This window comes from Sphingomonas sp. NFR04 (assembly GCF_900114095.1).
Classification (GTDB): Bacteria; Pseudomonadota; Alphaproteobacteria; order Sphingomonadales; family Sphingomonadaceae; genus Sphingomonas.
Genome location: NZ_FORV01000006.1, coordinates 26,825 through 52,718 on the forward strand (window position 1 = coordinate 26,825; position 25,894 = coordinate 52,718).

The 25,894-nt window shown below is 71.0% G+C and carries 31 protein-coding genes; 28 read left to right on the top strand and 3 right to left on the bottom strand.

Features of this window, described 5'->3' with window-relative positions:
• Positions 1-3: 3 nt before the first annotated feature.
• The gene (locus BM009_RS16550; protein ID WP_093297897.1) at positions 4-447 is read left to right on the top strand and encodes a DUF6456 domain-containing protein; all 444 of its coding nucleotides are present in this window, start codon (positions 4-6) and stop codon (positions 445-447) included.
• Here the strand turns inward: BM009_RS16550 and BM009_RS16555 are convergent.
• Positions 440-2,953 carry a DUF2339 domain-containing protein gene (locus BM009_RS16555; protein ID WP_093297899.1) on the bottom strand — a complete coding sequence of 838 codons (2,514 nt, stop codon included), beginning with the start codon at positions 2,951-2,953 and terminating at the stop codon, positions 440-442. The two genes, BM009_RS16550 and BM009_RS16555, sit on opposite strands and share 8 nt — an antisense overlap.
• A 100-nt stretch (positions 2,954-3,053) precedes the next feature.
• Here BM009_RS16555 and BM009_RS16560 point away from each other — a divergent pair, with 100 nt between their 5' ends.
• Complete coding sequence (locus BM009_RS16560; protein WP_093297900.1) at positions 3,054-3,728, top strand: glutathione S-transferase family protein; 675 nt, start codon at positions 3,054-3,056, stop codon at positions 3,726-3,728.
• Between the two features lie 9 nt (positions 3,729-3,737).
• Positions 3,738-4,685 (top strand): diaminopimelate epimerase, encoded by a 948-nt coding sequence (gene dapF, locus BM009_RS16565; protein ID WP_175488088.1) that lies wholly within the window; start codon positions 3,738-3,740, stop codon positions 4,683-4,685.
• 27 nt (positions 4,686-4,712) lie between these two features.
• Here dapF and BM009_RS23025 read toward each other — a convergent pair whose 3' ends face one another.
• On the bottom strand, positions 4,713-5,513 hold the full coding sequence (locus tag BM009_RS23025; RefSeq protein WP_093297903.1) for a PEPxxWA-CTERM sorting domain-containing protein: 801 nt from the start codon (positions 5,511-5,513) through the stop codon (positions 4,713-4,715).
• A 292-nt stretch (positions 5,514-5,805) separates the two neighbouring features.
• On the opposite strand from BM009_RS23025, the gene BM009_RS16575 reads away from it, so the two are divergent.
• The 24 genes from BM009_RS16575 to BM009_RS16685 all read left to right on the top strand — a co-directional run bounded on the left by BM009_RS16575 (position 5,806) and on the right by BM009_RS16685 (position 23,741).
• Positions 5,806-6,297 carry a hypothetical protein gene (locus tag BM009_RS16575; protein WP_139216663.1) on the top strand — a complete coding sequence of 164 codons (492 nt, stop codon included), beginning with the start codon at positions 5,806-5,808 and terminating at the stop codon, positions 6,295-6,297.
• Positions 6,294-7,604 (top strand): DNA-packaging protein, encoded by a 1,311-nt coding sequence (locus BM009_RS16580; protein ID WP_093297905.1) that lies wholly within the window; start codon positions 6,294-6,296, stop codon positions 7,602-7,604. Before BM009_RS16575 ends, BM009_RS16580 begins: the two co-directional genes overlap by 4 nt.
• A 437-nt stretch (positions 7,605-8,041) precedes the next feature.
• Positions 8,042-8,320: a hypothetical protein gene (locus BM009_RS16585; protein ID WP_093297907.1), complete on the top strand. Its 279-nt coding sequence runs from the start codon at positions 8,042-8,044 to the stop codon at positions 8,318-8,320.
• The gene (locus tag BM009_RS16590) at positions 8,317-9,417 is read left to right on the top strand and encodes a phage portal protein (RefSeq protein WP_093297908.1); all 1,101 of its coding nucleotides are present in this window, start codon (positions 8,317-8,319) and stop codon (positions 9,415-9,417) included. The genes BM009_RS16585 and BM009_RS16590 overlap by 4 nt, the downstream gene beginning before the upstream one ends.
• The gene (locus BM009_RS16595; protein WP_093297910.1) at positions 9,414-9,722 is read left to right on the top strand and encodes a DUF6127 family protein; all 309 of its coding nucleotides are present in this window, start codon (positions 9,414-9,416) and stop codon (positions 9,720-9,722) included. The genes BM009_RS16590 and BM009_RS16595 overlap by 4 nt, the downstream gene beginning before the upstream one ends.
• A complete protein-coding gene (locus tag BM009_RS16600; protein ID WP_093297911.1) occupies positions 9,719-10,087 on the top strand; it encodes an HK97 family phage prohead protease in 369 nt (122 codons plus the stop codon). Before BM009_RS16595 ends, BM009_RS16600 begins: the two co-directional genes overlap by 4 nt.
• Positions 10,088-10,120: 33 nt before the next feature.
• A complete protein-coding gene (locus BM009_RS16605) occupies positions 10,121-11,146 on the top strand; it encodes a phage major capsid protein (RefSeq protein ID WP_093297913.1) in 1,026 nt (341 codons plus the stop codon).
• Between the two features lie 17 nt (positions 11,147-11,163).
• Positions 11,164-11,430 (top strand): spike base protein, RCAP_Rcc01079 family, encoded by a 267-nt coding sequence (locus BM009_RS16610; RefSeq protein ID WP_093297914.1) that lies wholly within the window; start codon positions 11,164-11,166, stop codon positions 11,428-11,430.
• 139 nt (positions 11,431-11,569) lie between these two features.
• Complete coding sequence (locus BM009_RS16615) at positions 11,570-12,790, top strand: glycine-rich domain-containing protein (RefSeq protein WP_093297916.1); 1,221 nt, start codon at positions 11,570-11,572, stop codon at positions 12,788-12,790.
• An 11-nt stretch (positions 12,791-12,801) separates the two neighbouring features.
• Positions 12,802-12,924 (top strand): hypothetical protein, encoded by a 123-nt coding sequence (locus tag BM009_RS23180; RefSeq protein ID WP_302847370.1) that lies wholly within the window; start codon positions 12,802-12,804, stop codon positions 12,922-12,924.
• Between the two features lie 49 nt (positions 12,925-12,973).
• Complete coding sequence (locus BM009_RS16620; RefSeq protein ID WP_093297917.1) at positions 12,974-13,540, top strand: head-tail connector protein; 567 nt, start codon at positions 12,974-12,976, stop codon at positions 13,538-13,540.
• Positions 13,525-13,734 carry a hypothetical protein gene (locus BM009_RS16625; protein WP_093297919.1) on the top strand — a complete coding sequence of 70 codons (210 nt, stop codon included), beginning with the start codon at positions 13,525-13,527 and terminating at the stop codon, positions 13,732-13,734. The genes BM009_RS16620 and BM009_RS16625 overlap by 16 nt, the downstream gene beginning before the upstream one ends.
• Positions 13,731-14,129, top strand: coding sequence for a tail completion protein gp17 (locus BM009_RS16630; protein WP_093297920.1), 399 nt, complete (start codon positions 13,731-13,733; stop codon positions 14,127-14,129). The genes BM009_RS16625 and BM009_RS16630 overlap by 4 nt, the downstream gene beginning before the upstream one ends.
• A gap of 226 nt (positions 14,130-14,355) precedes the next feature.
• Complete coding sequence (locus BM009_RS16635) at positions 14,356-14,763, top strand: phage tail tube protein (RefSeq protein ID WP_093297921.1); 408 nt, start codon at positions 14,356-14,358, stop codon at positions 14,761-14,763.
• Complete coding sequence (locus BM009_RS16640) at positions 14,760-15,074, top strand: gene transfer agent family protein (protein WP_093297923.1); 315 nt, start codon at positions 14,760-14,762, stop codon at positions 15,072-15,074. The genes BM009_RS16635 and BM009_RS16640 overlap by 4 nt, the downstream gene beginning before the upstream one ends.
• Complete coding sequence (locus BM009_RS16645; RefSeq protein ID WP_093297924.1) at positions 15,071-15,265, top strand: phage tail assembly chaperone; 195 nt, start codon at positions 15,071-15,073, stop codon at positions 15,263-15,265. The genes BM009_RS16640 and BM009_RS16645 overlap by 4 nt, the downstream gene beginning before the upstream one ends.
• On the top strand, positions 15,258-15,818 hold the full coding sequence (locus BM009_RS16650) for a tail tape measure protein (RefSeq protein WP_093297926.1): 561 nt from the start codon (positions 15,258-15,260) through the stop codon (positions 15,816-15,818). The genes BM009_RS16645 and BM009_RS16650 overlap by 8 nt, the downstream gene beginning before the upstream one ends.
• The gene (locus BM009_RS16655) at positions 15,818-18,076 is read left to right on the top strand and encodes a DUF2460 domain-containing protein (protein WP_093297927.1); all 2,259 of its coding nucleotides are present in this window, start codon (positions 15,818-15,820) and stop codon (positions 18,074-18,076) included. Before BM009_RS16650 ends, BM009_RS16655 begins: the two co-directional genes overlap by 1 nt.
• A complete protein-coding gene (locus tag BM009_RS16660) occupies positions 18,073-18,879 on the top strand; it encodes a DUF2163 domain-containing protein (RefSeq protein ID WP_093297929.1) in 807 nt (268 codons plus the stop codon). Before BM009_RS16655 ends, BM009_RS16660 begins: the two co-directional genes overlap by 4 nt.
• The gene (locus tag BM009_RS16665) at positions 18,876-19,262 is read left to right on the top strand and encodes an NlpC/P60 family protein (RefSeq protein WP_093297930.1); all 387 of its coding nucleotides are present in this window, start codon (positions 18,876-18,878) and stop codon (positions 19,260-19,262) included. Before BM009_RS16660 ends, BM009_RS16665 begins: the two co-directional genes overlap by 4 nt.
• Positions 19,262-21,424 (top strand): phage tail protein, encoded by a 2,163-nt coding sequence (locus BM009_RS16670; protein WP_093297931.1) that lies wholly within the window; start codon positions 19,262-19,264, stop codon positions 21,422-21,424. Before BM009_RS16665 ends, BM009_RS16670 begins: the two co-directional genes overlap by 1 nt.
• Positions 21,421-21,924, top strand: coding sequence for a DUF2793 domain-containing protein (locus BM009_RS16675; RefSeq protein ID WP_093297933.1), 504 nt, complete (start codon positions 21,421-21,423; stop codon positions 21,922-21,924). The genes BM009_RS16670 and BM009_RS16675 overlap by 4 nt, the downstream gene beginning before the upstream one ends.
• Positions 21,925-22,032: 108 nt before the next feature.
• Positions 22,033-23,172, top strand: a complete 1,140-nt coding sequence (locus BM009_RS16680; RefSeq protein WP_093298191.1) for an OmpA family protein — start codon at positions 22,033-22,035, stop codon at positions 23,170-23,172.
• A 146-nt stretch (positions 23,173-23,318) separates the two neighbouring features.
• The gene (locus tag BM009_RS16685) at positions 23,319-23,741 is read left to right on the top strand and encodes a GNAT family N-acetyltransferase (RefSeq protein WP_093297934.1); all 423 of its coding nucleotides are present in this window, start codon (positions 23,319-23,321) and stop codon (positions 23,739-23,741) included.
• 7 nt (positions 23,742-23,748) lie between these two features.
• Here the strand turns inward: BM009_RS16685 and BM009_RS16690 are convergent, their stop codons facing one another.
• Complete coding sequence (locus BM009_RS16690; RefSeq protein WP_093297936.1) at positions 23,749-24,483, bottom strand: CAF17-like 4Fe-4S cluster assembly/insertion protein YgfZ; 735 nt, start codon at positions 24,481-24,483, stop codon at positions 23,749-23,751.
• A 45-nt stretch (positions 24,484-24,528) separates the two neighbouring features.
• On the opposite strand from BM009_RS16690, the gene BM009_RS16695 reads away from it, so the two are divergent.
• A complete protein-coding gene (locus BM009_RS16695; RefSeq protein WP_093297938.1) occupies positions 24,529-25,854 on the top strand; it encodes a dihydroorotase in 1,326 nt (441 codons plus the stop codon).
• Positions 25,855-25,894: the final 40 nt, after the last annotated feature.

The following is a 25,894-nucleotide window of genomic DNA, read 5'->3' on the forward strand; positions in this document are numbered from 1 at the left end:
AGGATGCGCGAACTGGTGGAGCGGTCGACGGGCAAGGGCCGCAGCGTGACGGTGAATCTGGGCGAGTCGCCGCTCGACTGGCTGCGCGCGCGCGGCCATGTCGATGCGCGGCAATATGAGGCGGGCGAGCGGCTGCGCGGCGATTACGAGACGGCGTCGCTGGGGCCGAGCGTGACGATGCGCTGGGATCCGGCACCGCGCGAGGGCGGGCGGCGATCGGCACCCGAGCCGCTCGACCCCACGCTGGCGCAGATCGCGGCCAAGCGTCGCTTCGATGCGGCGATCGCGGTGGTGGGCGGCGGCCTCTCCGACATCCTGTGGCGCGTGGTCTGCGCGGGCGAGGGGCTGAGTGCCGCCGAAAAGGGGCTGGGCTGGCCGAGCCGCGCGGGCAAGCTGGTGCTGTGCCTCGCGCTCGACCGCGTCGCGGACCATTACCGGCTCAGGTAACCGGCGGCGCCTCCGGTGTCGCGGCAGGGCGGGCGAGGAAGCGGCTATAGGCCCAGCCGATCGCGATCAGCGCCACGCCGAGCCCGAGGAAGGAAAGGATGCGCAGCAGCCCGTCCAGCGCGGCGGCGTCGACCAGGAACACCTTGCAGGTGGTGAGGGTCAGCAGCCCCAGCCCGGCAAGCCGCAAATCGTGCCGCCCCGCCGCGATGCCGCGCCACAGCCAGGCAAGCGCGAGGAGGAGCAGCGCGGCGGAATAGCCGCCATTTTCCAGGCTGCCGATCGGTCCGGTGAGCAGCGTGCCGTGCGCCGCCCATCGGATCGCGGCCAGTGCGGCGGCGATGCTGAGCAGCGCGGCGGGCACGCGCAGCCGCGGCAGCGTCCAGCACCAGAAGGCGGCGAGGGCGAGATGCGCGGCGAGCAGCGGGCCCGCTTGCTGCGCGACGAAGGCGGGGTTGAGTAGGAGCAGATCGAACCAGACCAGCCGGACGAGGCCGAGCAGCAGCAACGCCTTGGCCAGCCCCGGCAGTCGCCCGGCGCGGAGCAGCGCCCATCCGGCGGCGAGCGCAGCTTGGGTGAACAGCGCACGCTCGACAAAGCCCCAGGCGAGGAAGCGCTCGGGCGTCGCGATCGCCAGCGGCTGCTTGGCGAGCGTGTAGAGCAGCAGCACGGCGCTCGTGCCTGCGAGGATCGCGGCGGCGCGGCGGGCGCGGCCGAAGGCGCGCGGATCGGTGAAAAGGAAGGCCAGCGCCGCCGCGATCGGCAGCGCAAGGACGCGCAGCAGATCGGCAAAGGCGGGCAGTTCGTTGTACGGCAGGCGGTCGCCGGTCAGCGAGGCGAAGATCGCCGACGCGTTGTCGAGCAGGGGCAGCGCCGCGGCGACGAGTGCGGCGAGCAGCCACAGGATCGGCAGCGCGAACAGGCTCGGCGCGCGCACCTGCCGCGCCCAGACGGCGAGCCCACCCAGCACCAACGCGAGCGGCAGCGACAGCCAGCCCTGTGGCAGCGGCTGGGCCAGCGCGACGGTCAGCAGCACCGCGCTCGCCAGCGTCGCGGCGATGAGTGCGGGGTCGTCGGCTTCGCTGCGCAGCATCCAGGCGAGCCGCGCGCAGGCGAGCGCGGCGGCGAGTTCGAGCAGGCCCCAGCCGAGTGGGGGCAGCAGCGTTGGGGCCAGTATATGCGCCACCAGCACCGGTCCCGCGGCGCCCAGCAGCGCGAGCGCGATCCATTGCCGCCCGCGTGCGGCCAGCGCCTGCCCCGCGCCCGTGAAGAGCAGCGCCGCGACCAGCGCGCCCGCCGGCGTGCTGCCGTGATGCACGGCGGTGAGGCCCAGGCTCTCCAGCGCGAGCAGCAATGCCATCGCGGCGAGGGCGCCAGGCAGATAGACCGGGTCGCGCCAGGCAAGCACCAGCGTCGCCGCGGCGAGGACGAGGTAGAAGCTCCAGGCGAGTGGCCCGAAATCTAGCCCCGGCGCGATCGCCACCAGCTGCAGCAGCCCCACCAGCAGCGGCGCCAGTCGCAGCCAGCGGTTGCGCAGCCCCGCGGCGGGCAGCGCGGCACTCGCGCCGCCGGCGAGCAGCATGGTGTAGAGCCCGATTGCGGAGAGATTGCCGTGCCCGTCGAGCACGGCGATCAGGAACTGGGTCCAGCCCAGTCCCGCGACGCTCGCCGCCAGCGCCAGCCAACCCCAGCGGCGATGCACCGCCAGCCCGAACAAGGCGGCGACGAACAGCCCGAGATAGACGAGCAGCGGCGCGATTCCCGCGGCGTTGAACCCGGCGACCAGGGGCGCAAGGAAGCCGCCCGCCAGCGCCATGATCGCGGTCGGCGGGCCGTGGCGCAGCGACAGCCCCATTGCGCCCAGCGTCACGAGCACCACGGCACCGAAGGCGGTGAGCGGCGCGATCAGATGGTAGAGCGCGGCGGCCATGTAGAGCGTGCCGTAGAGGCTGGCGATGCCCGCCCCGGCGAACACCTGGCCCAGCCGGGCATCGTCGCGGGTGGCGGGCAGGCGGCGCACGGCTTCGCTCGCCGCGACCAGCGCGAGGCCGAACAGCGCGGCGATGAAAGTGCGCGCAGCGGGGCCGAGCAGGCCCTGCTCGATCGAATAGCGCACCAGGAAGAAGCCGGCGAGCACCAGCGCGACGCCGCCGATCCAGATCGGCAGGCGGCCGCCGACCAATGTCTCGAAGCTGAGGCGGGGCAGGGTGAAGGCCGGGCGGGGTGCCTGCGGCGGCGGTGCCTTGACCGGCGCGGGTGTGTGCACCGGCGGGATGGCGGTTCCGTCTTCGGTCTCGTCCGCGGGTATGCGCGAGCCCTGGGGCTCGGCGGTTCGCACGCTTGCCGCCGGCCGTGTGGCCGGGGGCGGTGCCTGCTCGCGGCCGTCGAGCCGCGCGAGCCGCACCTCCAGCGTCTGCAGGTCGCGCTCTAGCCGGTCGATCCGCCGCTTCAACACGGCGAAGGCGGTCGCGGCGGCAACGACGAGCAGCAGGAAGGCATAGGCGGTCATCGCGCCGGACTTCGCACGTTCGGGCGGCGATGTCGCGCACGGGGCGCGCAACACGGCGCAAAATCGGCTATGCTGCACGCCATCAAGGAGAGGAACGCCGATGATCGTCTATGGTTCGACATTGTCCCCGTACGTGCGCAAATGCATGGTGTTCGGGGCGGAGAAGGGCTTGGAACTGCAGCTGAAATTCGCGGGGCCCGGCAGCCCCGATCCCGAATTTCGCGCGATCAGCCCGTTCGGCAAGATCCCCGGCTTTCGCGACGGCGACTTCACCATCGCCGATTCGTCCGCGATCGTCACCTATCTCGAAGCCAAATATCCCGAGCCCAATCTGATCCCGCTGGCGCCCGAGGCCCGCGCCTGCACCATCTGGTTCGACGAACTGGCCGACACCATCATGATGGCGGCGGGTGGGGCTATTTTCGGGAATCGGTTCGTGAAGCCGCGGGTAATGCAGCTGCCGTGCGACCATACGGCGGCGGACCAGGCCGAGAACGAGCAGCTGCCGCCGATCTTCGCCTATCTGGAGAAGGCCATCCCCGACAGCGGCTTCCTGGTGGAGGACCGGCTGACCCTGGCGGACATCGCCATCACCAGCCCGCTCGCCACGCTCGGCTGCATCGGCGTGTGCGTCGATGCCGCCCGCTACCCCCGCACCGCCGCCTATGTCGATGCGATCCACGCTCGGCCGAGCTTCGCCGCGATCCTCGCCCGCGACAAGGCGCAGGTGGAGGCGATGGGCGGCGCAGTAGCCAAGGCGACTGTCGCCGCCTAAATGGGCGGCATGCGCATCCCCTTCACCAAGTGCCACGGCTCGGGCAACGACTTCCCGCTGATCGACGCGCGTGCGTTGACGCTGTCCGAGCCCGACTGGGCGACGCTCGCCCGCCTGCTCGCCGATCGCGCCGGGCCGGTGGGCGGTGACGGCCTGCTCGCGCTGGTGCCGGGCGACGATACCCACGCCTTCGGCATGCGGATGTGGAATTCGGACGGCTCCGAGGCCGAGACCTGCCTCAACGGCCTGCGCTGCACCGCGCGGCTGGGCTTCGATCTGCTGGGGCTGGACGCCGCGCAGGTGAAGCTCAAGACCAGCTCGGCCAGCGTCGCGCGCGATCCGGAGATCGCCCCCGGCGTTGCGACGATCCGCACGCTGGTCGGTCCCAACTCGACCCGCGCCGCCGATGTCGGGCTGGTCGGCGCGCCCGAGCAGGTGCTCGATGCCCCCATTGACGGCCTGCCGGACCCGCGCGCCTTCACCGCCGTGGCGATGCCCAACCCGCATCTGGTGACCTTTGTCGACCAGGTCGACGAGGCCGAGCTGGTGGCACTTGGGGAATGGTGCGAAAGCCGCCCGGCGCTGCTCCCGGCACGCGCCAACGTGTCGTTCGTCGAGCTGCGCGGGCCCACCCGCCTGTTCGTCCGCACCTTCGAGCGCGGCGTGGGGCTGACCGACAGCTGCGGCAGCGCCATGGCCGCCTCGGTGCTGAGCGCCGCGCTCACCGGCCGGGTGCCCTTCGGCGCCCCGATCGAGGTATTCAACCGCGGCGGCATGGTCCGCGGCCAGGCCGAGGCGGACACGCGGGTGATGCTCAGCGGCAACGCCACGTTCGAGGCGGAGCGGGCGGTGGAAGTGGATTTCGCCGCCGGCACGCTGGGCGCGGTGGAGATGCTGCGCGATCGCGGCGAGGAGCGCGCGGCCTGGGAGGCGATGGTCGCCGGGCTGGCGGGCTGAGCGCCCAGAAGCGCCCAGCCCCACCTTTCAGGCGCGGGCGACAACCCGCGTCTTGCGGCGAATCGCCGCGCCGACCATGCCGAAGCCGGTGATCAGGATCGCCCAGCTCGCCGGCTCGGGCACCGGGGAGATGGTGAAGCTGCCCAGGGTGAACTGGTACACAATCTTGTGGTCGGGCCAGGGATCATCGCCGGTATAGCCTGCTGGCGGCGTTGCCTGCCAGCTCACCTCGGCTTCGTTATAGCCAAGATAGCTGCCGTCGTTGCCGAGCGAGAAATCGAGGATGTTCTTCTTGCTGCCGTCCAACGGCGCGTAGGTGTCGAGGAACAGCGCCCCCGCGACGTCCGGCCGCGTCGTCGCCGTGATCGGCCCGAGCGTGCAAGCGCCATAGGGTTGATATCCGGTGTTGCAGAGATCCGTGATCGTGGGCTTGGCCATCTGCACCGTCGATGGCAGCGACAAGGTGTTGAAGCTGACCTGAAGGACCTTCTCGTAGCTGGGATATCCGAAGTCGAGATTGGGGATCGTGGACCAGCCCAAGGTCAGGTCCATGAAGGACTTCGCAGCGGTGACCCCGTCGACCTTCGTGTCGAACATCGCGGCGAAGCGCGTCTCGGAGGAGACGATATCGAGGCCCCAGTCTCCGGTAGAGGTGGTGGTGACGACCTGCGGGTCGTTGATGATTGCCTGGAAGGACATGGTGCCGCTTTTCGGCGTCCCCGGCGTGTAGAGCGTGTCGTAATACGCGTTCATCGTGATCTTGTACGGCGTCGCTTCGGCACTCGTGCCGAGCAGCAGCGCGGCAGCAATCAGCGCAGTTCGTATCATGGTTCCCACCTGTTTTGACGTTCGAGAACGCGACCGTAGCGGAACATGACTAGGAGGCAATGTGGTTAACGTTTGAATATCAGCAGCTTATTGCAGGTAGATGAGGTTCCGCCAGGACGACGCTGGCGCGAAGCTGTCCAGATAACCAAATGGGCTAAAATAACTTGACATCGTCACGCTCTTGTGGCACAAAACAGGAACGCTGAAGAATTGCGAGTCGCCGGGGGCGGCTCCGCTGAACGGGCCGGGCACCTTGGTGCTGCGGCCCGTTTGCATGTTCGGGAGAGAGCGGGTGGGACTGACGATTTCGGCAGGCAACCAGCGGCGGCGGCAGATGCAAAACGTGAAGGCGTCCGGCTGGACGAGCAAGAAGCGGCAGACCTTCCTCGATACGCTGGCGGTAACCTGCAACGTCCATATCGCCTGCGCGGAGGCGGGCATGTCGCGATCGAGCGTCTACCATCTCCGCCGGCGCGATCCGGAGTTCGCCGAGCTTTGGCGCCAGGCGCTGCTGATGGGCTATGACCGGCTGGAGGAACGGCTGCTGCGCCGTGCCGGTGCGGGTATAAACGATGTCGAATTCGGCGGCGGCGACGCGCCGGAGGAGCCGCTGGATCCCGACCTCGCGCTCAGCCTGTTGCGCGCCCACCGCCCGACCGTGGAGGGGCGGCGCAAACGGCCGGGCGGCGAGATCCACCGCATCAGCCGCGAGGAAGTGCAGGCGGCACTCGCCAAGCGGCTGGATGCGCTGGAGAAGCGGCTCAAGGCAGAGCAGGGCAAATGAGCGATCCGCTCGAGCGGCTCGCGCTGCTGCCGCGCAAGGAGCGCGACCGGATGCTGGAGCGCATGTCGGACAGCGAGATCCGCGCGTTCAACGAATGGTGGGAACGCTGGGCGCTCAAAGGCCAGTTCTGGCCCGACACCGACTGGCGCGTGTGGTTGATCCGCGCCGGGCGCGGCTTCGGCAAGACGCGGGCGGGCGCCGAATGGGTGAGCCAGATGGCGCGCGACGTGCCCGGTGCGCGGATCGCGCTGGTCGGCGCGACGATCGAGGATGCGCGGCGGGTGATGGTGGAGGGGCCCTCCGGGTTGCTTGCACTGGGGCTGGAGGGCGAGATGCTCGACTGGCGTTCGAGTGCGGGCGAGCTGGTGTTCGGATCGGGCGCCCGCGCGCTCGTCTATTCGGCCGAGGCGCCGGAGAAACTGCGCGGGCCGGAGCATGATTTCGCCTGGGCGGACGAGCTGGCCAAATGGTCGGCGAGCAGGGCCGACGCGACCTGGGACAATCTGATGATGGGGATGCGCCGCGGCGAGAAGCCGCGGGTGGTGGTGACCACGACGCCGCGCCCGGTGAAGCTGATGCGCCGGGTGATGGCGATCCCGCCGCCCGACCTGCACGAGACCCGGGGGCGGACGCGGGACAATATCCATCTGCCGCGCAGCTTCGTCGAGGCGATGTTCGCCGAATATGCCGGCACGCGGCTGGGGCGGCAGGAGCTTGACGGCGAGATGATCGACGATGTCGCGGGCGCGCTATGGCCGGGCGCGCTGATCGAGCGGCAGCGGCGTGCGGTCGAGGTCCCGCTGGTGCGCGTGGTGGTCGGCGTCGATCCACCGGCGGGGACCGAGGGCGATGCCTGCGGGATCGTCGCGGTCGGCCTGGGAGCGGACAAGCAGGGCTATGTGCTTGCCGATGCGAGCGTCGCGGGGCTCAGTCCCGAGGGCTGGGCGGCGGCGGTGGCGGACTGCGCCGCGCGGTTCGAGGCCGAATGCGTGGTGGCGGAGAAGAACCAGGGCGGCGCGATGGTGGCCAGCGTGCTGCAGGCGGCGGACAGCGCGCTGCCGCTGCGACTGGTCCATGCCAGCCGCGGCAAGTCCGCCCGCGCCGAGCCGGTGGCGCTGCTCTACGAGCGCGGGCTGGTGTGGCATGCGGGCGTGTTCGCGGCGCTGGAGGCGGAACTGGCCGGGCTGCAGGCGAGCGGTGGGTATGAAGGGCCGGGCCGTTCGCCGGACCGGGCGGATGCGCTGGTCTGGGCGGTGACCGAGCTGATGCTGGGCCGCCGCGGGCAAGCGAAGGTGCGGACGGTGTGAGAACGCGTCACTAAGCCCCTCCTCCTGGGAGGAGGGGTTGGGGTGGAGGGATTCCAGAACGGTTGTTGGTCTCTGCGAGGCACAGCCCCACCCCAACCCCTCCCCTGAAGGGGAGGGGCTAAGGGCACACAGCTTTCCGATCCTCCCCGGAGCGGGGAAGGGGGCCATGCGCGTCAGCGAAGGGTGAAGGGGGCTCTCCACAAGCGAGTCCGGCGCGGAAAGGCGGTGCTGCGGGTGGTGTGGCCGCTTGATCCTCCCCCCGCCAGAGGGAGGATCTTGGGCATGGCATTTCTAAGCCCCTCCTCCTTGGAGGAGGGGTTGGGGGTGGAGGGATTCCAGAACGTCGGTTGGTCTCTGCGAGACACAGCCCCACCCCAACCCCTCCCCTGAAGGGGAGGGGCTTTTCAGGCGACAGGAGAAACGCAATGCGAAACTGCATGGCTGCAGGGCTGCTCGCCCTGCTGACGGGCGCGTGCGCGCTCAATGCGCAGACCGGACTTGCCGTGGGCGCGGGCGTGACCGTGGCGGTGAACGATCGCGACGGCGACGGCATGCTCGATGCCGCCGAGGTGCAGGCGCTGGTCGCCAAGGTATTTCCCCCTGAGAAGCTGACCGGCGGCTTCTGGGACGGGATGCGCGCCAGCCTCACCGCCGCCTATTGGGCGCGCGACCTGGATCAGGACGACAAGCTCAGCGTCGCGGAGCTGGCGCGATGAAGTGGTTCGGGCGGAAGGCCGCGCGCGACGGGCAGCGGCCGGCGCTGGCGCGCGGCGGCTGGAGCAGCGTCGGCGACTGGCCGCGCAGCTACGAGGTGCAGCTGCGTGAGGGCTATTGCCAGAACCCGGTGGCGCAGCGCGCGGTGCGGATGGTGGCGGAGGGCGTCGGCGGCGCACCGCTGACCGGCAGCGATCCGGCGCTGCTCGCGCTGGTCGCAGCACCTTCGGGCGGGCAGCGGCTGCTCGAGACGCTGGCGGCGCAGCTGCTGCTCCACGGCAATGCCTATGTCCAGCTGCTCACCGACGAGGCCGGCACGCTGCACACGCTCTATGCGCTGCGCCCCGAGCGGGTGACGGTGGAGCCCGATGCTGCCGGCTGGCCGGTCGCCTATCGCTACCGGGTCGGCGAGCATGTCACCCGGTTGGCGGCGGACGATGGCGGGCGGCCGCAGATCCTGCATCTGCGCGCCTTCCATCCGGCCGACGACCATTATGGCCTGGGCTGCCTGGATGCGGCGGCGGGCGCGATCGCGATCCACAATGCGGCGACGCGGTGGAACAAGGCGCTGCTCGACAATGCCGCGCGGCCGAGCGGGGCGCTGGTCTATGATCCGGGCGACGGTTCGGCGCTGGCGCCCGACCAGTTCGCGCGCCTGAAGGACGAAATGGAGGCCGGGTTCGCCGGCGCCGCCAATGCCGGGCGGCCGATGCTGCTCGAAGGCGGCCTCAAATGGCAGGCGATGAGCCTGACCCCCGCCGACATGGATTTCGTCGGCCTCAAGGCGGCGGCGGCGCGCGAGATCGCGCTGGCCTTCGGGGTGCCGCCGATGCTGCTCGGGCTGCCCGGCGACGCCGCCTACGCCAATTACCGCGAGGCCAATCGCGCGCTGTGGCGGCTCGCGATCCTGCCGATGGCCGAGCATCTGCTCGGCGGGCTGGTCCAGGGGCTGGGCGCCTGGTTTCCGGGCGCCGCGCTCGCAGTCGATCTCGATCGGGTGACGGCGCTGGCCGAGGAGCGCGAGCTGCTCTGGCGGCAGGTTGCGGGCGCCGATTTCCTGACGAGCGAAGAGAAACGCAAGATGGTGGGGTTGCCATGACCGATGGGACGATGCTGGGCCAGCTGATCGCGCAGGCCGAGGACGAAGGCGCCGAACTGACCACGCTCCGCGCCATTGCCGAAGAAGCCGGGACGGCGGGCGCGACCCGCGCGCTGGCCCGGCTGGGGCTGGAGGATACGGGCGCGGCCAAGGACATGGCCGAGCTGCGCGAGCTGCTGAGCGCGTGGCGCGATGCCAAGAAGTCGATGATCAAGGCGGTGATGCAATGGCTGGGCCGCACGGTCGCGGCGCTGGTGCTGGTGCTGCTGGCGATGCGGCTGGGCTTTCCGGGCTGGCTCAAATGAGCGTGCGCTTCGCCGGCTATGCCGCGGTGTTCGATCGCGAGGATCGCGGCGGCGACGTGGTGCGACCGGGGGCGTTCGGCGCCGTCGGGCCGGTGCCTCTGCTCTGGCAGCATCGCGGTGCGCCGGTCGGCACGATCGAGGCGGTCGGCGAGGATGCGCGCGGGCTGCGGGTGATCGGTCGGGTCGAGGATCCGCGGCTGGCGGCGCTGGTCGCCGAGGGCGCCGTCGCGGGGCTGTCCTTCGGCTACCGCGTGGCCGCCGCCCGGCGCGGGCGGGTGCGCGAGCTGACGGCGCTCAAGCTGATCGAGGTGAGCCTGGTGGCCGAACCGATGCAGCCGCTCGCGCGGGTGCACGCGGTCGGCTGAGTTTTTTCAATCTTTCTTGAGCGGGAGAAGACCATGGATGCGATGGAATCGAGCTTCGAACAGGTGACGCTGCCGCCGGTGCGGCCGATGCTGGCCGGGGGCCGGCCGGCAGCGAGCGCGGCGTTCGACGGCTATCTGCGCGGCGGTGTGGAGACCAAGGCGCTGTCGGGCAATAGCGGCGCGGAGGGCGGCTATGCGGTACCGCGCGAGATCGATGCGCAGATCGACGTGACGCTGCAGGCGATCTCGCCGATCCGCAGCATCGCCAATGTGGTGAAGGTGGGCAGCAGCGGCTATCGCAAGCTGGTCGCGAGCGGCGGCTTCGACAGCGGCTGGGCGTCCGAGACCGCGGCGCGTCCGATCACCGCGACGCCGGTCTTCAACGAAGTCGCACCACCCTTCGGCGAGCTCTACGCCAATCCGGCGGCGAGCCAGGCGATGCTCGATGATGCGATGTTCGACGTGGAAAGCTGGCTGGCAGGCGAGATCGCCCGGGAGTTCGCGCAGTCGGAGGGTACGGCGTTCGTCAACGGTAGCGGCACCAACCAGCCCAAGGGCTTCCTCGCGGTGCCGACCTCGACCGCGGCCGATGCGACGCGCGCCTTCGGTACGCTGCAATATCTCGCCACCGGTGCGGCGGGCGCCTTTGCGGCGAACCCGGAGGAAAAGCTGATCGACCTCGTCCAGGCGCTGCGGGCGCCCTATCGCCAGGGGGCGAGCTGGGTGATGAACTCGGCGACGCTGGCGCGGATCCGCAAGTTCAAGACCAGCGACGGCCAGATGCTGTGGCAGCCCGGCATCGCCGCGGGCCAGCCGGCGACCTTGCTCGGCTATCCGGTGGTCGAGGCCGAGGACATGCCGGACATCGCCGCCAACGCCTTCTCGGTCGCGTTCGGCAATTTCCACGCCGGCTATCTGATCGCCGAGCGCGGCGACACCCAGCTGCTGCGCGATCCCTATTCGAACAAGCCCTTCGTCCATTTCTACGCGACCAAGCGGCTGGGCGGCATGGTGAGCAATTCGGAGGCGATCAAGCTCCTCAAGTTCGCCGCGAACTGAGCCGGGAGGAACGCAACATGGCAGACAGTTTCGCGAACCGGGCCGATCATGTCGCGGCCCCGGCGACCTCGGCGATTGCGGTGGTGCCGAGCGACACCGTGGCGCTGACCGACATCCCCAAGGCGCTCTATGTCGGCACCGGCGGCACGGTGACGATGCGCGGGGTGAACGGCAGCGTCGACACGGTGTGGAAGAACGTCGCGAACGGCACGATCCTGCCGTTCCGCGCACGCTATGTGCGGGCGACCGGCACCAGCGCCGCCGATATGCTGGCGCTCTACTGATGGACGGGCTTTCGCTGTCCATCCCGGCGGTGGCGCGCAGACGCGTGCCCCCGCCGGCGGGGGCCGGGCTCTCGACGCGGGTCGACCGCACCACCAGCACCGTGGATTCCACGCTGCGCAGCACCGACAGGAGCTGAGCATGGCCAAGCAGAGCATCAATGTCGGGTCCGCCGCAAACGACGGGACCGGCGATACCGAGCGTGCCGCCTGGATCAAGGCGAACGCCAATTTCGACGAACTCTATGACGGCGCCGCACGGCTGCCCAAGATCGAGAAGACCGCCGCCTATACGGCGTCGAGCGACGATTGCGGCAGCTCGATCCGCGCCGATGCGAGCGGCGGCGGCTTCGCCATCACCCTGCCGGCGAGCGCTGTGCGCGACGGCGATTTCCTCCGCGTCCACAAGGGCGATGCGAGCAGCAACCGGGTGACGGTGCGCAATGCCTCGGCAAGCGATCTTGCCTGGCTGTCGGCGCAGGGCGATGCGGTGTGGTTCGTCTGGTGGAAGGGCGCGTGGGAGGCGTTCGACTGGCGGATCGCGCCGCTGCGGATCGTCTATGCCAGCTCCGCCACCAGCACCCGGCCGCCGCTGGCAACCACGCTGGAGGTGATGGCGATCGGCGGCGGGGGCGGCGGCGGCTCCGGCCGGTGCGGCGCCAGCGCCTCGATCCGCACCGGCGGCGGGGGCGGGGGCGGCGGCATGGTGCAGCAGCTGCGCTTCGCCGCCGCGGCGCATGGCGCGACCGAATCGGTGACGGTAGGCGCCGGCGGCAGCGGCGGTCCCTCGCCGGGCACCGCCGCCTCCAACGGCGTCGCCGGTGGCGGTGGCGGCGCGAGCCTGCTGGGCGCGCTGATCCGTGCCGATGGCGGCAATGGCGGCGGTGCCGGCCAGGCAGCGAATGCATCGGGCGGTGCTGCGCTGCCCGTCGGCACGTTCGGCACGCTCGGCGGCGGCGGGGCAAGCGCCTCGAGCGCCACCGCCGGGCTGGGCGGCAGTGGCGCGACCGGCGGCGGGGCCGCAGGGGCGAGCATCGATGCGAGCAACGTCGCGCGCGGCGCTGCGGCCGGCGGCGCGGGATCGAGCCATGCCGCCGCGCCGCTCTCGGGCGGAACGGCAGGAACGGCGACGGTGCCTGCCGGCGGGGCGGGCGCCGCTGCCGATCCGGCCCTGCATTCCGGCGGCGCGGGCGGCGGGGGCGGCTTTTCCGGCAACCTGACCGGCAACGGCAGCGCTGGCGGTGCCGGCGGTGCCCCCGGCGGCGGCGGCGGCGGGGGCGGCGCCTGCGACACCGGCTTCTCCCCCGGCGCGGGCGGCGCTGGCGGGCGCGGCGAGGTCCGCGTCACCTGGACCTTCAGCTGAGGAGCGGGACGATGGCAGTCTATCGGGTGATCGAGGCGGGCGCGGTGGTCAACCGGATCGAGTGGGACGGCACGTCCCCGTATGATCCGGGCGAGAACCGGACGCTGGAGGCCGAGGCGGAAGCCTCCGCCTGAGCACGCGCCGCAGCAACGCGCGGCGGCAATCAACAGAGGGAGAAGAACCATGGACGCACCGCCCTTTCCGGCGGCGGCGATCGCGAGCGCGTGCGCGGCGGTGAAGGACTATCTGCGCATGGCGAACGGCACCGACGATGCCGCCGTCACCGCCGCGGTCCAGACCGCGCTGGCGTTGGGCGAGGCCTTTACCGGCACCGCCTGGATCGCGCGGCAATGGCAGGCCTGGCTCAGCCGCGCGCCCGATTGGCAGCGGCTGCCGGTGGCGCCGGTGACCGCGATCGGCGCGGTCGAGACGGTCGATGCTGCCGGCACGGCGACCGCGCTGCCGGTGGCGGCCTACACCATCGATCTGGACGCGCGCGGCGAGGGCTGGGTGCGTCTGGCTTCGACGACCGCGCCGACGCGGGTGCGGGTGACCTTCGTGGCGGGCACCGTGCCGGGCTGGGAGAACCTGCCGCCGCCGCTCGCCCAGGGCGTGGTGCTGCTCGCGGCGCATCTGCTCGAAGCGCGCGGCGACGCCTCGGTGCCGCCCGCGGCGGTGGTGGCATTCTGGCGGCCGTGGCGGCGGCTGCAGCTGATGGCGGGGGCACGGCGGCAATGCTGGAGCAGATGAAGGCGCGGGCCGAAAGCGCGGGTCGCGCTGCGGCCACCGATGCGGCCGGGCGATTGGCCGAGCGCGTTCGCGAAGCGGTGCCGGGCGTATCGGTGGCGGTCGAGGGCAGCGCGGTGACGCTGTCGGGGCGGGGACTGTTGCGGCGCTGGCTCGCCGATCCGGCGCTGCGCTGGCTGGGAGGGTTGTTGCGATGAGCCCGCAGGAAGCGATCACCGCGGCGATGCGCACGGCGCTCACCGCCACGGGCGCCTTGTCCACCCCGGTCAACGGCGTGTTCGACGCGCCGCCGCAGCGGGCGGTGCGACCCTATCTGCTGCTCGACGAGCCGATGCTCACCGACTGGAGCACCAAGGACCAGGACGGCCGCGAGGTACGCACCTCTGTGCTGGTGCGCGACGCCGGGGCCTCGCGGCAGCGGGTGCGGGCGCTGGCGGCGGACGTCGAGGCGGCGCTCGCGGCGATGCCCTCGGCGCTGGGCGGCGGCTGGCGGATCGTCAGCCGGGTGCTGCTCCGCACGCGGGTGGTGGACGAGGGCAGCGGGGTGACGGCGGTGGTCGAGCACCGCGTGCGGATGCTGCGGGGCGCGTGAGGGCCCCCTCCACCACCGCCTTCGGCGGCGGTCCCCCTCCCCCGCTTCGCGGGAGAGGAAACGCTCTTTTCTGGGGCGGTCATAGCGCGCCGGCCCAACCGGGAGAGGAAACGCTCTCCGCACAAGGGTTTCCTCTCCCGCGAAGCGGGGGAGGGGGACCGCGCCGCGCGAGCGGCGTGGTGGAGGGGGCCACCCCCACCAAAAAACAACCAACAGGAGAAGCAATATGGCAGCGGAAAAAGGCAGCGCCTTCCTGCTCAAGGTGGGCAATGGCGCGACGCCGGTGGTCTACGCCACCGTGGCGGGGCTGCGGACGACGCAGCTTTCGGTGAATGGCGAGGCGGTGGCGATCACCAGCAAGGATTCGGGCGGCTGGCGCGAGCTGCTGTCCGGCGCCGGGGTGCGATCGGTGAGCGTGTCCGCGGCGGGCGTGTTCACCGGATCGACCGCGGAGGTGCGGGTGAAGGCCAATGCGCTGTCGGGCGCGCTGGACGATTATCGGCTGAGCTTCGAGAGCGGCGAGACGATGACCGGCAAGTTCCTCGTCACCCGGCTCGACTATGCCGGCGATTTCAATGGCGAGCGCAGCTACACGCTGAGCCTGGAAAGCTCCGGCCCGGTGGTGAGCGCATGACCGGCGCGGCCAATCCGGTGCGCGGCGAGGCGACCCTGCGGGTGGGCGGCGTGCCGCTCGTGCTGCGGCCGAGCTTCGAGGCGCTGGTCGCCGCCGAGGCCGAGCTGGGACCGCTGTTCGCGCTGGTAGAGCGCGCCGCCGCCGGGCGGCTGGCGCTGGGCGAGATGGTCGCCCTGTTCTGGCATTGCCTCAAGGCGGCCCCCGAGGGGCTAACGCGCGAGGTGTTTTCCGAGGGCGTGGCCGAGGCCGGGCTGGTGGCGGCGACGCCCGCGCTCAAGACGCTGATCGGCCAGATCCTCGCAGGACGATGACGACCTTCGCCGAGGCCGCCGGGCGGCTGGCGGGGCTGGCGGGCCTTGCCTTCGGCTGGAGCCCCGATCGGTTCTGGCGGGCGACACCTGCCGAACTCGCCACGCTGCTGACGGCGGCGGCCCCCGAGGCGGGGGAGCCGCCGAGCGCGGACCTGATCGCAAGATTGCAGGAGCAATTTCCCGATGGATGAGGAAATCGAACGGCTTGTGGTGTCGGTGCGGGCCGATACCGCCGGCTTCGCGCGCGATGTCGATGCGATGCGCGGCACCCTCGAAGGCCCGCTGGCCACCGGCGTCGACCGGGCGGGCAAGACGATCGAGACGACGCTGCTGCGCGCGGTGCAGACCGGCAAGCTCGGCTTCGACGATCTCGCCAAGATCGCGATCCGCGCGCTGGAGGAGATCGCCAAGTCGGCGATGGGCGTCAGCTTGCCGTCGAGCCGCGGCGGCGAGAGCGCGGGCGGCGTGCTGTCGCTGCTCGGGGGGCTGCTGGGGCTGCCTGGCCGCGCGACCGGCGGGCCGGTAAGCCCCGGTCGGCCCTATTGGGTCGGCGAGCGCGGGCCCGAGCTGTTCGTGCCGACCAGCGCCGGCCAAGTGGCGCCCAGCAGCGGGCAGGGCGGCGGGCGCGACGTGCGGGTGTCGATCATCGTCAATGCCGCCGCCGATGCCGCGCCCAGGGCGCTGGCGCAATCGAGCCGGCAGGTGGCGCGGGCGGTGCGCTCGGCGCTGGCGGGGCTCGACTGATGGGCTGGTGGCTCGCCGCGCGGCGGCGCGACCAGGCGACGGGCGTGATCAGCCGGTTCGATCCCGTCTATTGGACGGTCAACTTTCCCCGGCCGATGATGGCGAGCGTGGTCACGACGGCGCCGGATGCGCTGCGCGTCGACCTCGTCTTCCAGCGGCGCGGCGATCTCGCCGGGCTGATCTGGGAGGCGGAAGACCGCTGGGACCATCCGCTGCTCGCCTATGCGACCGCGCGCGATTTCCGCGGCTGCCGGCTGCGGTTCCGCTGGCGCTCGTCGGGGGTGATCGCGCTCGATGCGGTCAACGGCCCGGTGCTGACGATCGAGGGGCGCGATGAACAGGGCGCGCCGCGATCCTGGTATGTGCGGCTGTGGAACTATGCCAGCGGCACGCCGGGCGATGCCGAGGTGACGATCGACTTCACGCACGTCGCGGGCGGCTTCCTGCTGCCGGGCGAGGCGGATCCGGTCTGGGCCGGCGATATCGACCGGATGTTCGTCTCGCTGGTGCCGCCGGGCTATGTTGCGGGGGACACGACGCCGCTGGCGGCGGCTGCCGAGGGCTGGGTCGAGCTGACCGGCATCGCCTGCGACGGGCCGGGATCGGTGCTGACGATCGGCGACGTGGTGGTGCCCGAACACGGCCTGTCGATCGCGACCGGCTATGACGACGGCTATAACCAGACGCCGGCGCGGCTGCTGCGATCGATCCTGCAGCTCGGCTATCGCGGCGACATTCTCCATTATGTCGGCATGAGCCATTACTTCCGGCTCGAGCCTGCCTCGGGCGGCTTCTATGCGAGCTTGGCCGGGGGGCCGCTCAACCGGGCCTGCGCGGCTTGGCATGCCGATTTTGCGGCGCGGGCCAAGGCGCTCGGCTACGGCGTGATCTGGTCGCTGAGCTACGAGCTGCTCGACCAGCATTGCTGGGGCGACTGGAAGCAGCGCGCCGCCGATGGCAGCCCGGCGCTGACCGGGTGGAGCCCGCCCTCGACGCTGCTCTCGCCCGCGCATGGCGGGGCGATGGCCTATCTGCGCGCGGTGGCGCTGGCGTTCGTCGGCATTGCGCAAGGCGCGGGGCTGGTGGTGAAGTTCCAGATCGGCGAGCCCTGGTGGTGGGTGATGGCCGATGGCCGGCTGTGCATTCACGATGCGGCGGCGCAGGCGGCGCTGGGCAATCCGGCGCCGCAGAATCTGAAGGGTGCGGTGAACACGGCGGTGCTCGATGCGGCCGGAGCGCTGCTCGCCGCCTCGACAATGGCGCTGCGCGATGCGGTGAAGGCCGCGGCGCCGGGCGCGCAGGTCTTGCTGCTCACCTATCTGCCGACCGTGCTCGATCCGGCGATGCCGGAGGCGAAGCGCGCCAACATGCCGGTCGGCTGGGCCTCGCCCGCCTTCGATGTGCTCCAGCTCGAGGATTATGACTGGGCGGCGGCGGGCAATGCGGCGGCGTCCGAGCGCGCGGTCGCGGCGGCGCAGGCGCGGCTCGGCTATCCGGCGGCGCGGCAGCATTATCTCGCCGGCTTCGTGCTGCGCGCCGAGGACCGGCTCCAGTGGCGCGCGATTGCGGATGCCGCCGAGCGGGGCCGAACCCGCGGGGTCGCCGCGACCTTCGTCTGGGCGCTGCCGCAGGTGGCGCGCGACGGTTTCACTCATTTCGACCAGGAGGCGGATGTGACGCCCTTCGACGACGTGTCCTTCCCGATCGCGCTCGGTCGCGAGGCGGAGGTTGTGCCCGAACTCTCCACCGCGATCGTCACCAGCGCGGGCGGCGCCGAGCGGCGCAACGCCGCCTGGGCACAGGCGCGCACGCGCTACGATGTCGGGCCCGGGGTTCGCTCCGAGGGCGACATCGCGGCGTTGCTGGCGTTCTACCGGGCGCGGATGGGCCCGGCGCGCGGGTTCCGGCTGCGCGATCCGTTCGATTATGATGCGAAGGACCAGCCGGTCGGCACCGGCGACGGCCAGACCGCGCGGTTCCAGCTCATCAAGACCTATGGCGACACGGTCCGCCGGATCACCCGGCCGGTCGCGGGCACGGTGGCGCTCAAGCTCAACGGCGCGGCGACCTCGGCCTTCACCCTGGGCGCGGGCGGGGTGGTGACGCTCGACGTCGCGCCTGCCGCGGGGGTGAAGCTCACCGCTTCCTTCCTGTTCGACGTGCCGGTGCGCTTCGCCGAGGACCAGCTGCGCGTCAGCCGCGCGACCTTCCTCGCCGGTGCTGCCGCCTCGGTCCCGCTGGTGGAGATCCGCGAATGAGCTGGCTCGACGGCACGCTCACCACCGTCACCCTGTGCTGGCGGATCGAGCGGCGCGACGGGGTGACGATCGGCCTCACCGCGCATGATCGCGACCTGCTGATCGACGGCGTGCTCTACCGCGCGGCGCCGGGGATGACCCCCAGCGCGGTCGAGCGCAGCGCGACGCTGGAGGCGGACAGCATGGACGTGCACGGCATGCTCTCCGGCGACGCCATTTCGGAGACGGACCTGCTCGCGGGCCGCTGGAATTTCGCCCGCGTCGCGCTGTTCGCCACCGACTGGACCGCGCCGGGCGAGACGGTGGCGCTGGGCGAGGGCACGATCGGCGCGATCGAGACGCGCGACGGCGCGATCACCGCCGAGCTGCGCGGGCTCACCGCCGCCTTCGACGCGCCGGTCGCCGAGGCCACCTCGCCCGATTGCCGCGCCGAGCTGGGCGACGCCCGGTGCCGGGTGGCGATGGCCGGGCGGCGGCGCTTCGCCCGGGTGACGGCGGTGGCCGATGCGGTGGTGACGCTGGATGCCGCCGAACCCAGCGCCAACGCCTATGGCAATGGCCGGCTGCGCTGGTTCGGCGGGGCCAATGGCGGGCTGGAGGACGCGATCGCCGCCTCCGAGGGCAACCGCATCACCCTTCGCCGCCCGCCGCGCTTCGGCGGGGTGGGGGCGCTGGTCGAGCTGATCGAGGGTTGCGACGGCCGGTTCGAGACCTGCTCGGGCCGCTTCGCCAACGCCGCCAATTTCCGCGGCGAGCCCTTCCTGCCGGGCACCGACCTGCTCACCCGGTATCCGAGCGCATGAGCGGCGCGGCGGTGGTCGCGGCAGCGCGGACGGCGCTGGGCGCGCCCTTTCGACTGCACGGCCGCGATGTTGCAACCGGGCTCGACTGCGTCGGGCTGGCGGTGGTCGCGCTCGGACGCGACGCGCCGGCGACGTATCGGCTGCGGACCGGCGATGCGGCAGGCACCGCGGCGCAGCTGCGTGCGGCGGGGTTGGTCGAGGTCGCGGATCCGCGCCCGGGCGACCTGCTGCTTTGCCGCAGCGCGCCCGGCCAGTTGCACCTCGCGATCCGCTGCGAGGACGGAATCATCCATGCCGACGCGATCGCGCGCCGGGTGGTCGAACGGCCCGGCCCCGTGCCCTGGCCGGTGCTGAGCTGCTGGCGTCTGGAGGAGGAAGGCTGATGGCGACGGTGGTGCTGACGGTGGCGGGCGGGCTGATCGGCGGGCCCTTCGGGGCGAGCCTGGGGGGCCTGATCGGCGGTGCGATCGATCGCCAGCTGCTGTTCAAGCAAGGCCCGCGCGAGGGTCCGCGGCTCGCCGATCTGCGCGTACAGACGTCGAGCTACGGCACCGCGGTCCCGCAGCTGTTCGGGACGATCCGAGTGGCGGGCAGCGTGATCTGGGCGACCGACCTGATCGAGCATCGCGCTACCGAGGGCGGCGGCAAGGGTCGGCCGTCGACCACTTCTTATAGCTACACCGCATCCTTCGCCGTGGCGCTGTCGACGCGGCCGATCCTCGACGTGGGGCGGATCTGGGCCGATGGCCAGCTGCTGCGCGGCGCGGCCGGGGACTTCAAGGTGCGCACCGGCTACCGCTTCTATACCGGTGCCGAGGACCAGCCGGTCGACCCGCTGATCGCCTCGATCGAGGGTGCGGGCACGGTGCCTGCGCATCGCGGCATCGCCTATGCGGTGTTCGAGGACCTGGAACTCGCCACCTTCGGCAACCGCATCCCCCAGCTGAGCTTCGAGGTGATCGCCGATGCCGAACCGGTGGCGGCCGCCAGCGTCGCCCAGGCGCTCGGCGTGGCGGCGGAGGGCCTTGCCACGCCGCTCGCCGGCTTCTCTGCGCAGGACTCGCTGCGGACCACGCTGGATGCGCTATGCGCGGCGACGGGTGCCTGGGTGCAGAGTGACGGCAACGCGCTGACTCTGCAGACCGGCACCGGCGCGGCGCGGGCGATGGCCGATAGCGGGGTGGGCGCCGACGCCGAGCCCACCGGCCGTGGGATCCGCGCGATCGCCGCCGCCGATGCCGCGCCACGGCGGCTGAGCATCGGCTATTATGATCCGGCGCGCGACTATCAGGCCGGCGTGCAACAGGCCTCGCGCCAGGGCACCGGCACGCGGGAGACGCGGATCGACCTGCCCGCCGTGCTCGACGCCGGATCGGCCAAGGCGATGGCGGCAGGTGCGCTGGCGCGGACCGATCTGGCGCGGGAGCGGCGCACGCTGACGGTCGGCTGGGAGGCGCTGACGCTCGCCCCGGGCGCGCGCATCACCATCGACGGGGCACCCGGCCAGTGGCGGGTGGATCGCTGGTCGCTCGAGAACATGGTGGTGAAGCTCGAATGCGTGCCGATCGCCGAGGCGCCGCTGGCGGGCGCGGCGAGCCCGGGCCGGGCAGTCGCAGCACCCGACGCGCAACGCGGCCGCACGATCCTGCAGCCCTTCGAACTGCCGCCGCTCGACGAGGTGGCGGCAACGACTCCGAACCTGGTGGTCGCGGCGACAGGCACCGGCAGCGGCTGGCGCCGCGCGGCGCTGCTCGCGAGCAGCGATGGCGGCGCGAGCTGGGCGCCGGCGGGGGACACCGCCTATCCGGCGATCCTCGGCACGGTGCTTGTACCGCCGGGCGCGGCGCGCGCGGCGCTGATAGACGGCGCGGGCTATGCCGAGGTGGACCTCGCCCGTGCCGACATGGCGCTGGGCAATGCGGACCCGGCAGCGCTCGACGCCGGCGCCAACCTCGCGATGCTGGGCGACGAACTGCTCCAGTTCGGCCAGGCGGAAAGCCTTGGCGGGACCCGCTGGCGCCTGTCCCAACTCTGGCGCGGGCGACGCGGGACCGAGGCGGCGATCGGCACCCAGCGTGCGGGCGACCGCTTCGTGCTGGTAACGCGCGACACGCTGAAGCCGCTCGATCTCCGCGTCGCGATCGGCGGCACCGTCCAGTTGCTCGCGCAGGGCTCTGATGACCCGGTCGATGCGCCGGCCGTCACCGCCCCCGCGACCGGCATTTCGCTGCTGCCGCCCTCACCGGTGCAGCTCCGCGCGCTGCGGGAGGGGGACGTCACGCAGATCGGCTGGGCCCGGCGCAGCCGCGTCGGCTGGGCTTGGCGCGACGGCGTCGACGTGCCGCTCGGCGAAGAGAGCGAACGGTATCAGGTGGAGATCGTGCGCGGCGCCGAGCGGAGCCTGCTGACGCTGGATACCCCCGGGCTGACGCTTTCCGCCGCCGACCGCGCGCTGCCGCTCACGCTGGCGGTCCGCCAGATCGGCACGCACGGCCTGTCGCCCGCCGCCCAGCTTTCGCTTCCCAGCCTTGGAGACGACCAATGACCGTTTCGCCGACGCCGCGCCTGGCGCTGCCGCTGCTCGAACCCGGGCAGGCGCAGAAGGAGATGTTCCACAACGAAGCCCTGGCGCTGCTCGACATCGCGGCGCAGGCGGCCGTGGTCGCGGCGTTGGTGAATGTGCCGCCCACGGCGCCAACCATCGGCCAATGCTGGATTATCGGTGCTGCACCGCAAGGTGCCTGGGCCGGGCAGGCACGCAAGCTAACAGGTTGGACCGAAGGCGGCTGGCGATTTTTGACGCCGCGCGATGGCATGCGCGCATGGGTCGCGGCGGATCAGGCGCTGGCGCTCTACAGCGGCGGAGAATGGTACCAAGGGCGTACCTATGGAAGACTTTTTATCGAAGGGCGCCAAGTAGTTGGGCCGCGGCAGCCGAATGTGGCGGAACCGACGGGTGGCACGACGGTTGACGCAGAGGCGAGGAGGGCGATCTCTGCGGTCGTGCAAATGTTGCGCCAACACGGGTTGATCGGTGTCGATTAACATGTGACGTTTGTGCAACAGTCCGCGGGTTTGTGCGCTTGCGCCGAAACTTTGGTTTGAGTAGTGAGTTTGGCCTGTCCGTAAGGACGACCATGAAAGGGGATTATGATGCGGAAGCTTGCCGTCACTTTGGCGCTCGCCACGACCGCGCTCAGCACGCCCGCCTTTGCCCGCGACGACGCGTGGTATGTGGGTGTTGAAGGCGGCGCGATGCTCGTCGAGGATATTCACTTCGACGTCGGCGCCAGCCAGGATGCTGTGACGCAGAACAACAACCATGCCGGCTGGGATGTCGGTGGTACCATCGGCTATGACTTCGGTCCGTTCCGTGCGGAAGCGGAAGTCAGCTATCGCCGTGTCTCGGGTGACTCGATCCGCACCGCGGTCGGCGTTCCGATCGTGACCGGTGCCGGCACTGCCGCCACCTTCCCGGCGGGTTCGTACGAGAACACCGGCAGCAAGACCTCGGCACTGTCGTTCATGGTCAATGGCCTGCTCGACTTCGGCGACGACAACGGCCTGCAGGGCTTTGTCGGCGGCGGTGCGGGTGTGTCGCGCGTGAAGAACAATCTGTTCGTCAGCGGCAACGCCAGCACGCTGGACGATTCGGACACCGTGTTCGCATGGCAGGCGCTGGCCGGCGTCCGTGCGCCGATCAACAAAAATGTCGACGTGTCGCTGAAGTATCGCTTCTTCAACGCGCCCGATGTCAAGCTGATCGACATCGGCGGCAACCAGTGGAAGGGCCGCTTCCGTTCGCACAGCCTTCTGGTCGGCCTGACCTACAACTTCGGTGCGCCGGAAGAGCCCGTCGCTCCGCCGCCGCCGCCGCCGCCGCCGCCGGTTGCTGAGCCGGCTCCGCCGCCTCCGCCGCCCCCGGCTCCGGAAGCCAAGGTCTGCACGCCTGGGCCGTACATCGTGTTCTTCGACTGGAACAAGTCGGACATCACGCCGGAAGCAGCGAGCATCCTGGACAATGCGATCAGCAACTATGCCGATTGCAGCAACACCAAGGTTGTCATCGCCGGCTACACCGACCGTTCGGGTTCGGCGAGCTACAACGTTGGTCTGTCGCAGCGTCGCGCCGACACGGTCCGCAGCTACATGGGTGGCAAGGGTATCCCCGACGCCGCCATGCAGGCCCAGGGCTTCGGCGAGAGCAACCCGCGCGTTCCGACCGCCGACGGCGTTCGCGAACTCCAGAACCGTCGCGTGGAAATCACCTACGGTCCGGGTTCGGGCATGTAATTGCCGCCTTCCCGCAAGGGATGGAAGCAAGGAGGGGAGATCGGGCAACCGGTCTCCCTTTCTTTTTGTGTGCTTGCCCCGGGCGCGGTGGGCGCGCCATCGGCGGGAGGCTTGCGGATCGGCCCCGGCCGCGACAGGGTCGGTGGATGACGCTCCAGCTGCACATCCCCGAAATGCCCAGCGATGCGGATCGCGATGCGATCCTGGCGCCGCTGCGCGCCTACAACATCGCCCGCGCAGGCGATCTGCGCTACAAGCCCGTCGCCATCGTGCTGACGAACGAACAAGGCGAGCGGGTCGGCGGGCTATGGGGGGAATGCGCCTATGACTGGCTGTTCGTCGAGTATCTCGCGGTCCCCGAAGGCCATCGCGGCGCGGATCATGGCACCGCGCTAATGGAACAGGCCGAAGCGATCGCACGCGCGCATGGCTGTGTCGGCATCTGGCTCGACACCTTCTCCTTTCAGGCGCGCGGCTTTTACGAGAAGCTGGGCTTCACCGTCTTCGGGACGATCGACGATTTCCCGCCCGGCCATCAGCGCCTCTTCCTGCAGAAGCGCCTCGGTTGAGCGGCGTTCAGCCCTCTGCCGCCAGCGCGGCGCGCAGCCAGTCGGGGAGGGCCGCATCGCCCAGCGCTTCGACGCGGCGGAACTCCACCATCTTGCCGAGATCGGGGTAGACAGCGCGGGTGCGATCGCCCGCTTCGCCGAGCGGCGCCACGACCAGTCGGCGGTTCACCTTGGCGCGATAGTGCATCCGCGCGGTGTTCTCCTGGCCGACGTAGCAGCCCTTGGTGTAGCTGACGCCGTGCAGTTCCTGGGCATTGCATTCGAGCCATAGCGTCTTGTCGCTGCCCAGTTCGTCGGCGCCTTCGGTGACCCCCAGCGACAAGCGATGTGCCCGCCAGGCGTGCGCCGCGCTCTCGCCCGCCGCATCGCCGAGCCAGCGATAGCCGAGCGCCGCCAGCCGCGGATCGGGAACCGCGCCGGGTAGCGGCGACGGCGACCAATGCACGCCGCCCTCGATCGGCTCGATCGTGATCGCGCGGCGCAGGCGGTACATGGTCAGCCGTCGGGCGATGGCGTCGCGTGCGCTCGCCTCGCAGTCGATCAGGATCGCATCGCCCTCCGCCCAGAGGAGGAAATCGAACAGCGCCTTGCCCTGGGGGGTGAGCAGCCCGGCCCATTGTGGCGTCTGCGGCGTGACGCTGGCCAGGTCCTGCGGCAACAGGCCCTGCAGAAAGCCGCGAACATCGTCGCCGGTGAGGCGCAGCAGCGCGCGATCGTCGAGCCAGGTGCTGGTATCGTCCATGCCGAACAGGTAGGACGCGGCAAACGCTGACGAAAGAGGCAAGCCATGGCGAATGTCGAACTCAAGCTGCGCGGCGGCCGCGTGCATCTCCCGAGCGGACCGGCGGAGGTCGATGTCGGCGTGTCCGGCGGCAAGATCGTCGCGATCGGCGATGTCGGCGATGCGGGCGAGACGATCGACTGTACCGGGCTGGACGTGCTGCCCGGTGTGATCGACAGCCAGGTCCATTTCCGCGAGCCCGGGCTGGAATATAAGGAAGACCTGGAGAGCGGCAGCCGCTCGGCGGTGCTCGGCGGCGTTACCGCAGTGTTCGAGATGCCGAACACCAAGCCCAATACCGACAGCGAGGCGGCAGTGGCCGACAAGCTCAGCCGCGCGTACCACCGCATGTGGTGCGACCACGCCTTCTATGTCGGCGCGACCAACAACAATGCCGAGCATCTGGCGGAGCTGGAGCGGATGCCCGGCACGGCGGGCGTGAAGATCTTCATGGGCGCCTCGACCGGCGACCTGCTGGTGTCCGACGACGCCAATCTCGCGCGCGTGCTCGCCTCGGGGCATCGTCGCGTGGCGATCCATGCCGAGGACGAGTTCCGCATGCAGGAACGGCTCGGCGAGCGCGTGCCCGGCGACCCTTCCTCGCATCCGGTGTGGCGCGACGACGAGAGCGCGATCCTCGCCACCCGCCGCATCCTGCGGCTGGCGCGTGCGGCGCGGCGGCGGATCCACGTCCTCCACGTCACCACGCCCGCGGAGCTGGAACTGCTCGGCCAGAACAAGGACATCGCGACCTGCGAAGTCACGCCCCAGCACCTGACGCTGGCGGGCGAGGAGGCCTATCCCACGATCGGCACCTATGCGCAGATGAACCCGCCGATCCGATCGCGCGCGCATCGCGACGGCCTGTGGCACTGGCTGCGCCAGGGCGTGCCCGACGTGCTCGGCTCGGACCACGCGCCGCACACCCGCGAGGAAAAGGCCAAGGCTTATCCCGACAGCCCCAGCGGCATGCCGGGCGTGCAGACGCTGCTGCCGCTGATGCTCAACCATGTCGCGGAAGGCCGCCTGACGCTGCAGCGGCTGATCGACCTGACCAGCGCCGGTCCGCAGCGGATCTTCGGGCTGGTCGGCAAGGGACGGATCGTGCCGGGCTATGACGCCGATTTCACCGTCGTCGACCTCAAGGCGCGCTGGACGGTGGACGAAGCCTGGCTCGCCTCGCGCTGCGGCTGGTCGCCGTTCACGGGGATGGAGCTCACCGGCCGCCCGGTCGGCACGATCATCCGCGGCAACCGGGTGATGTGGGAAGGCCAGCTCGCCAACCAGGCGATCGGCGAGCCGGTGAAGTTCGAAGCCGTCGAATTCGGCTGAGCGCGGGGGCGGGGCTGCGCGTGCGGCCCCGCCCTGCATC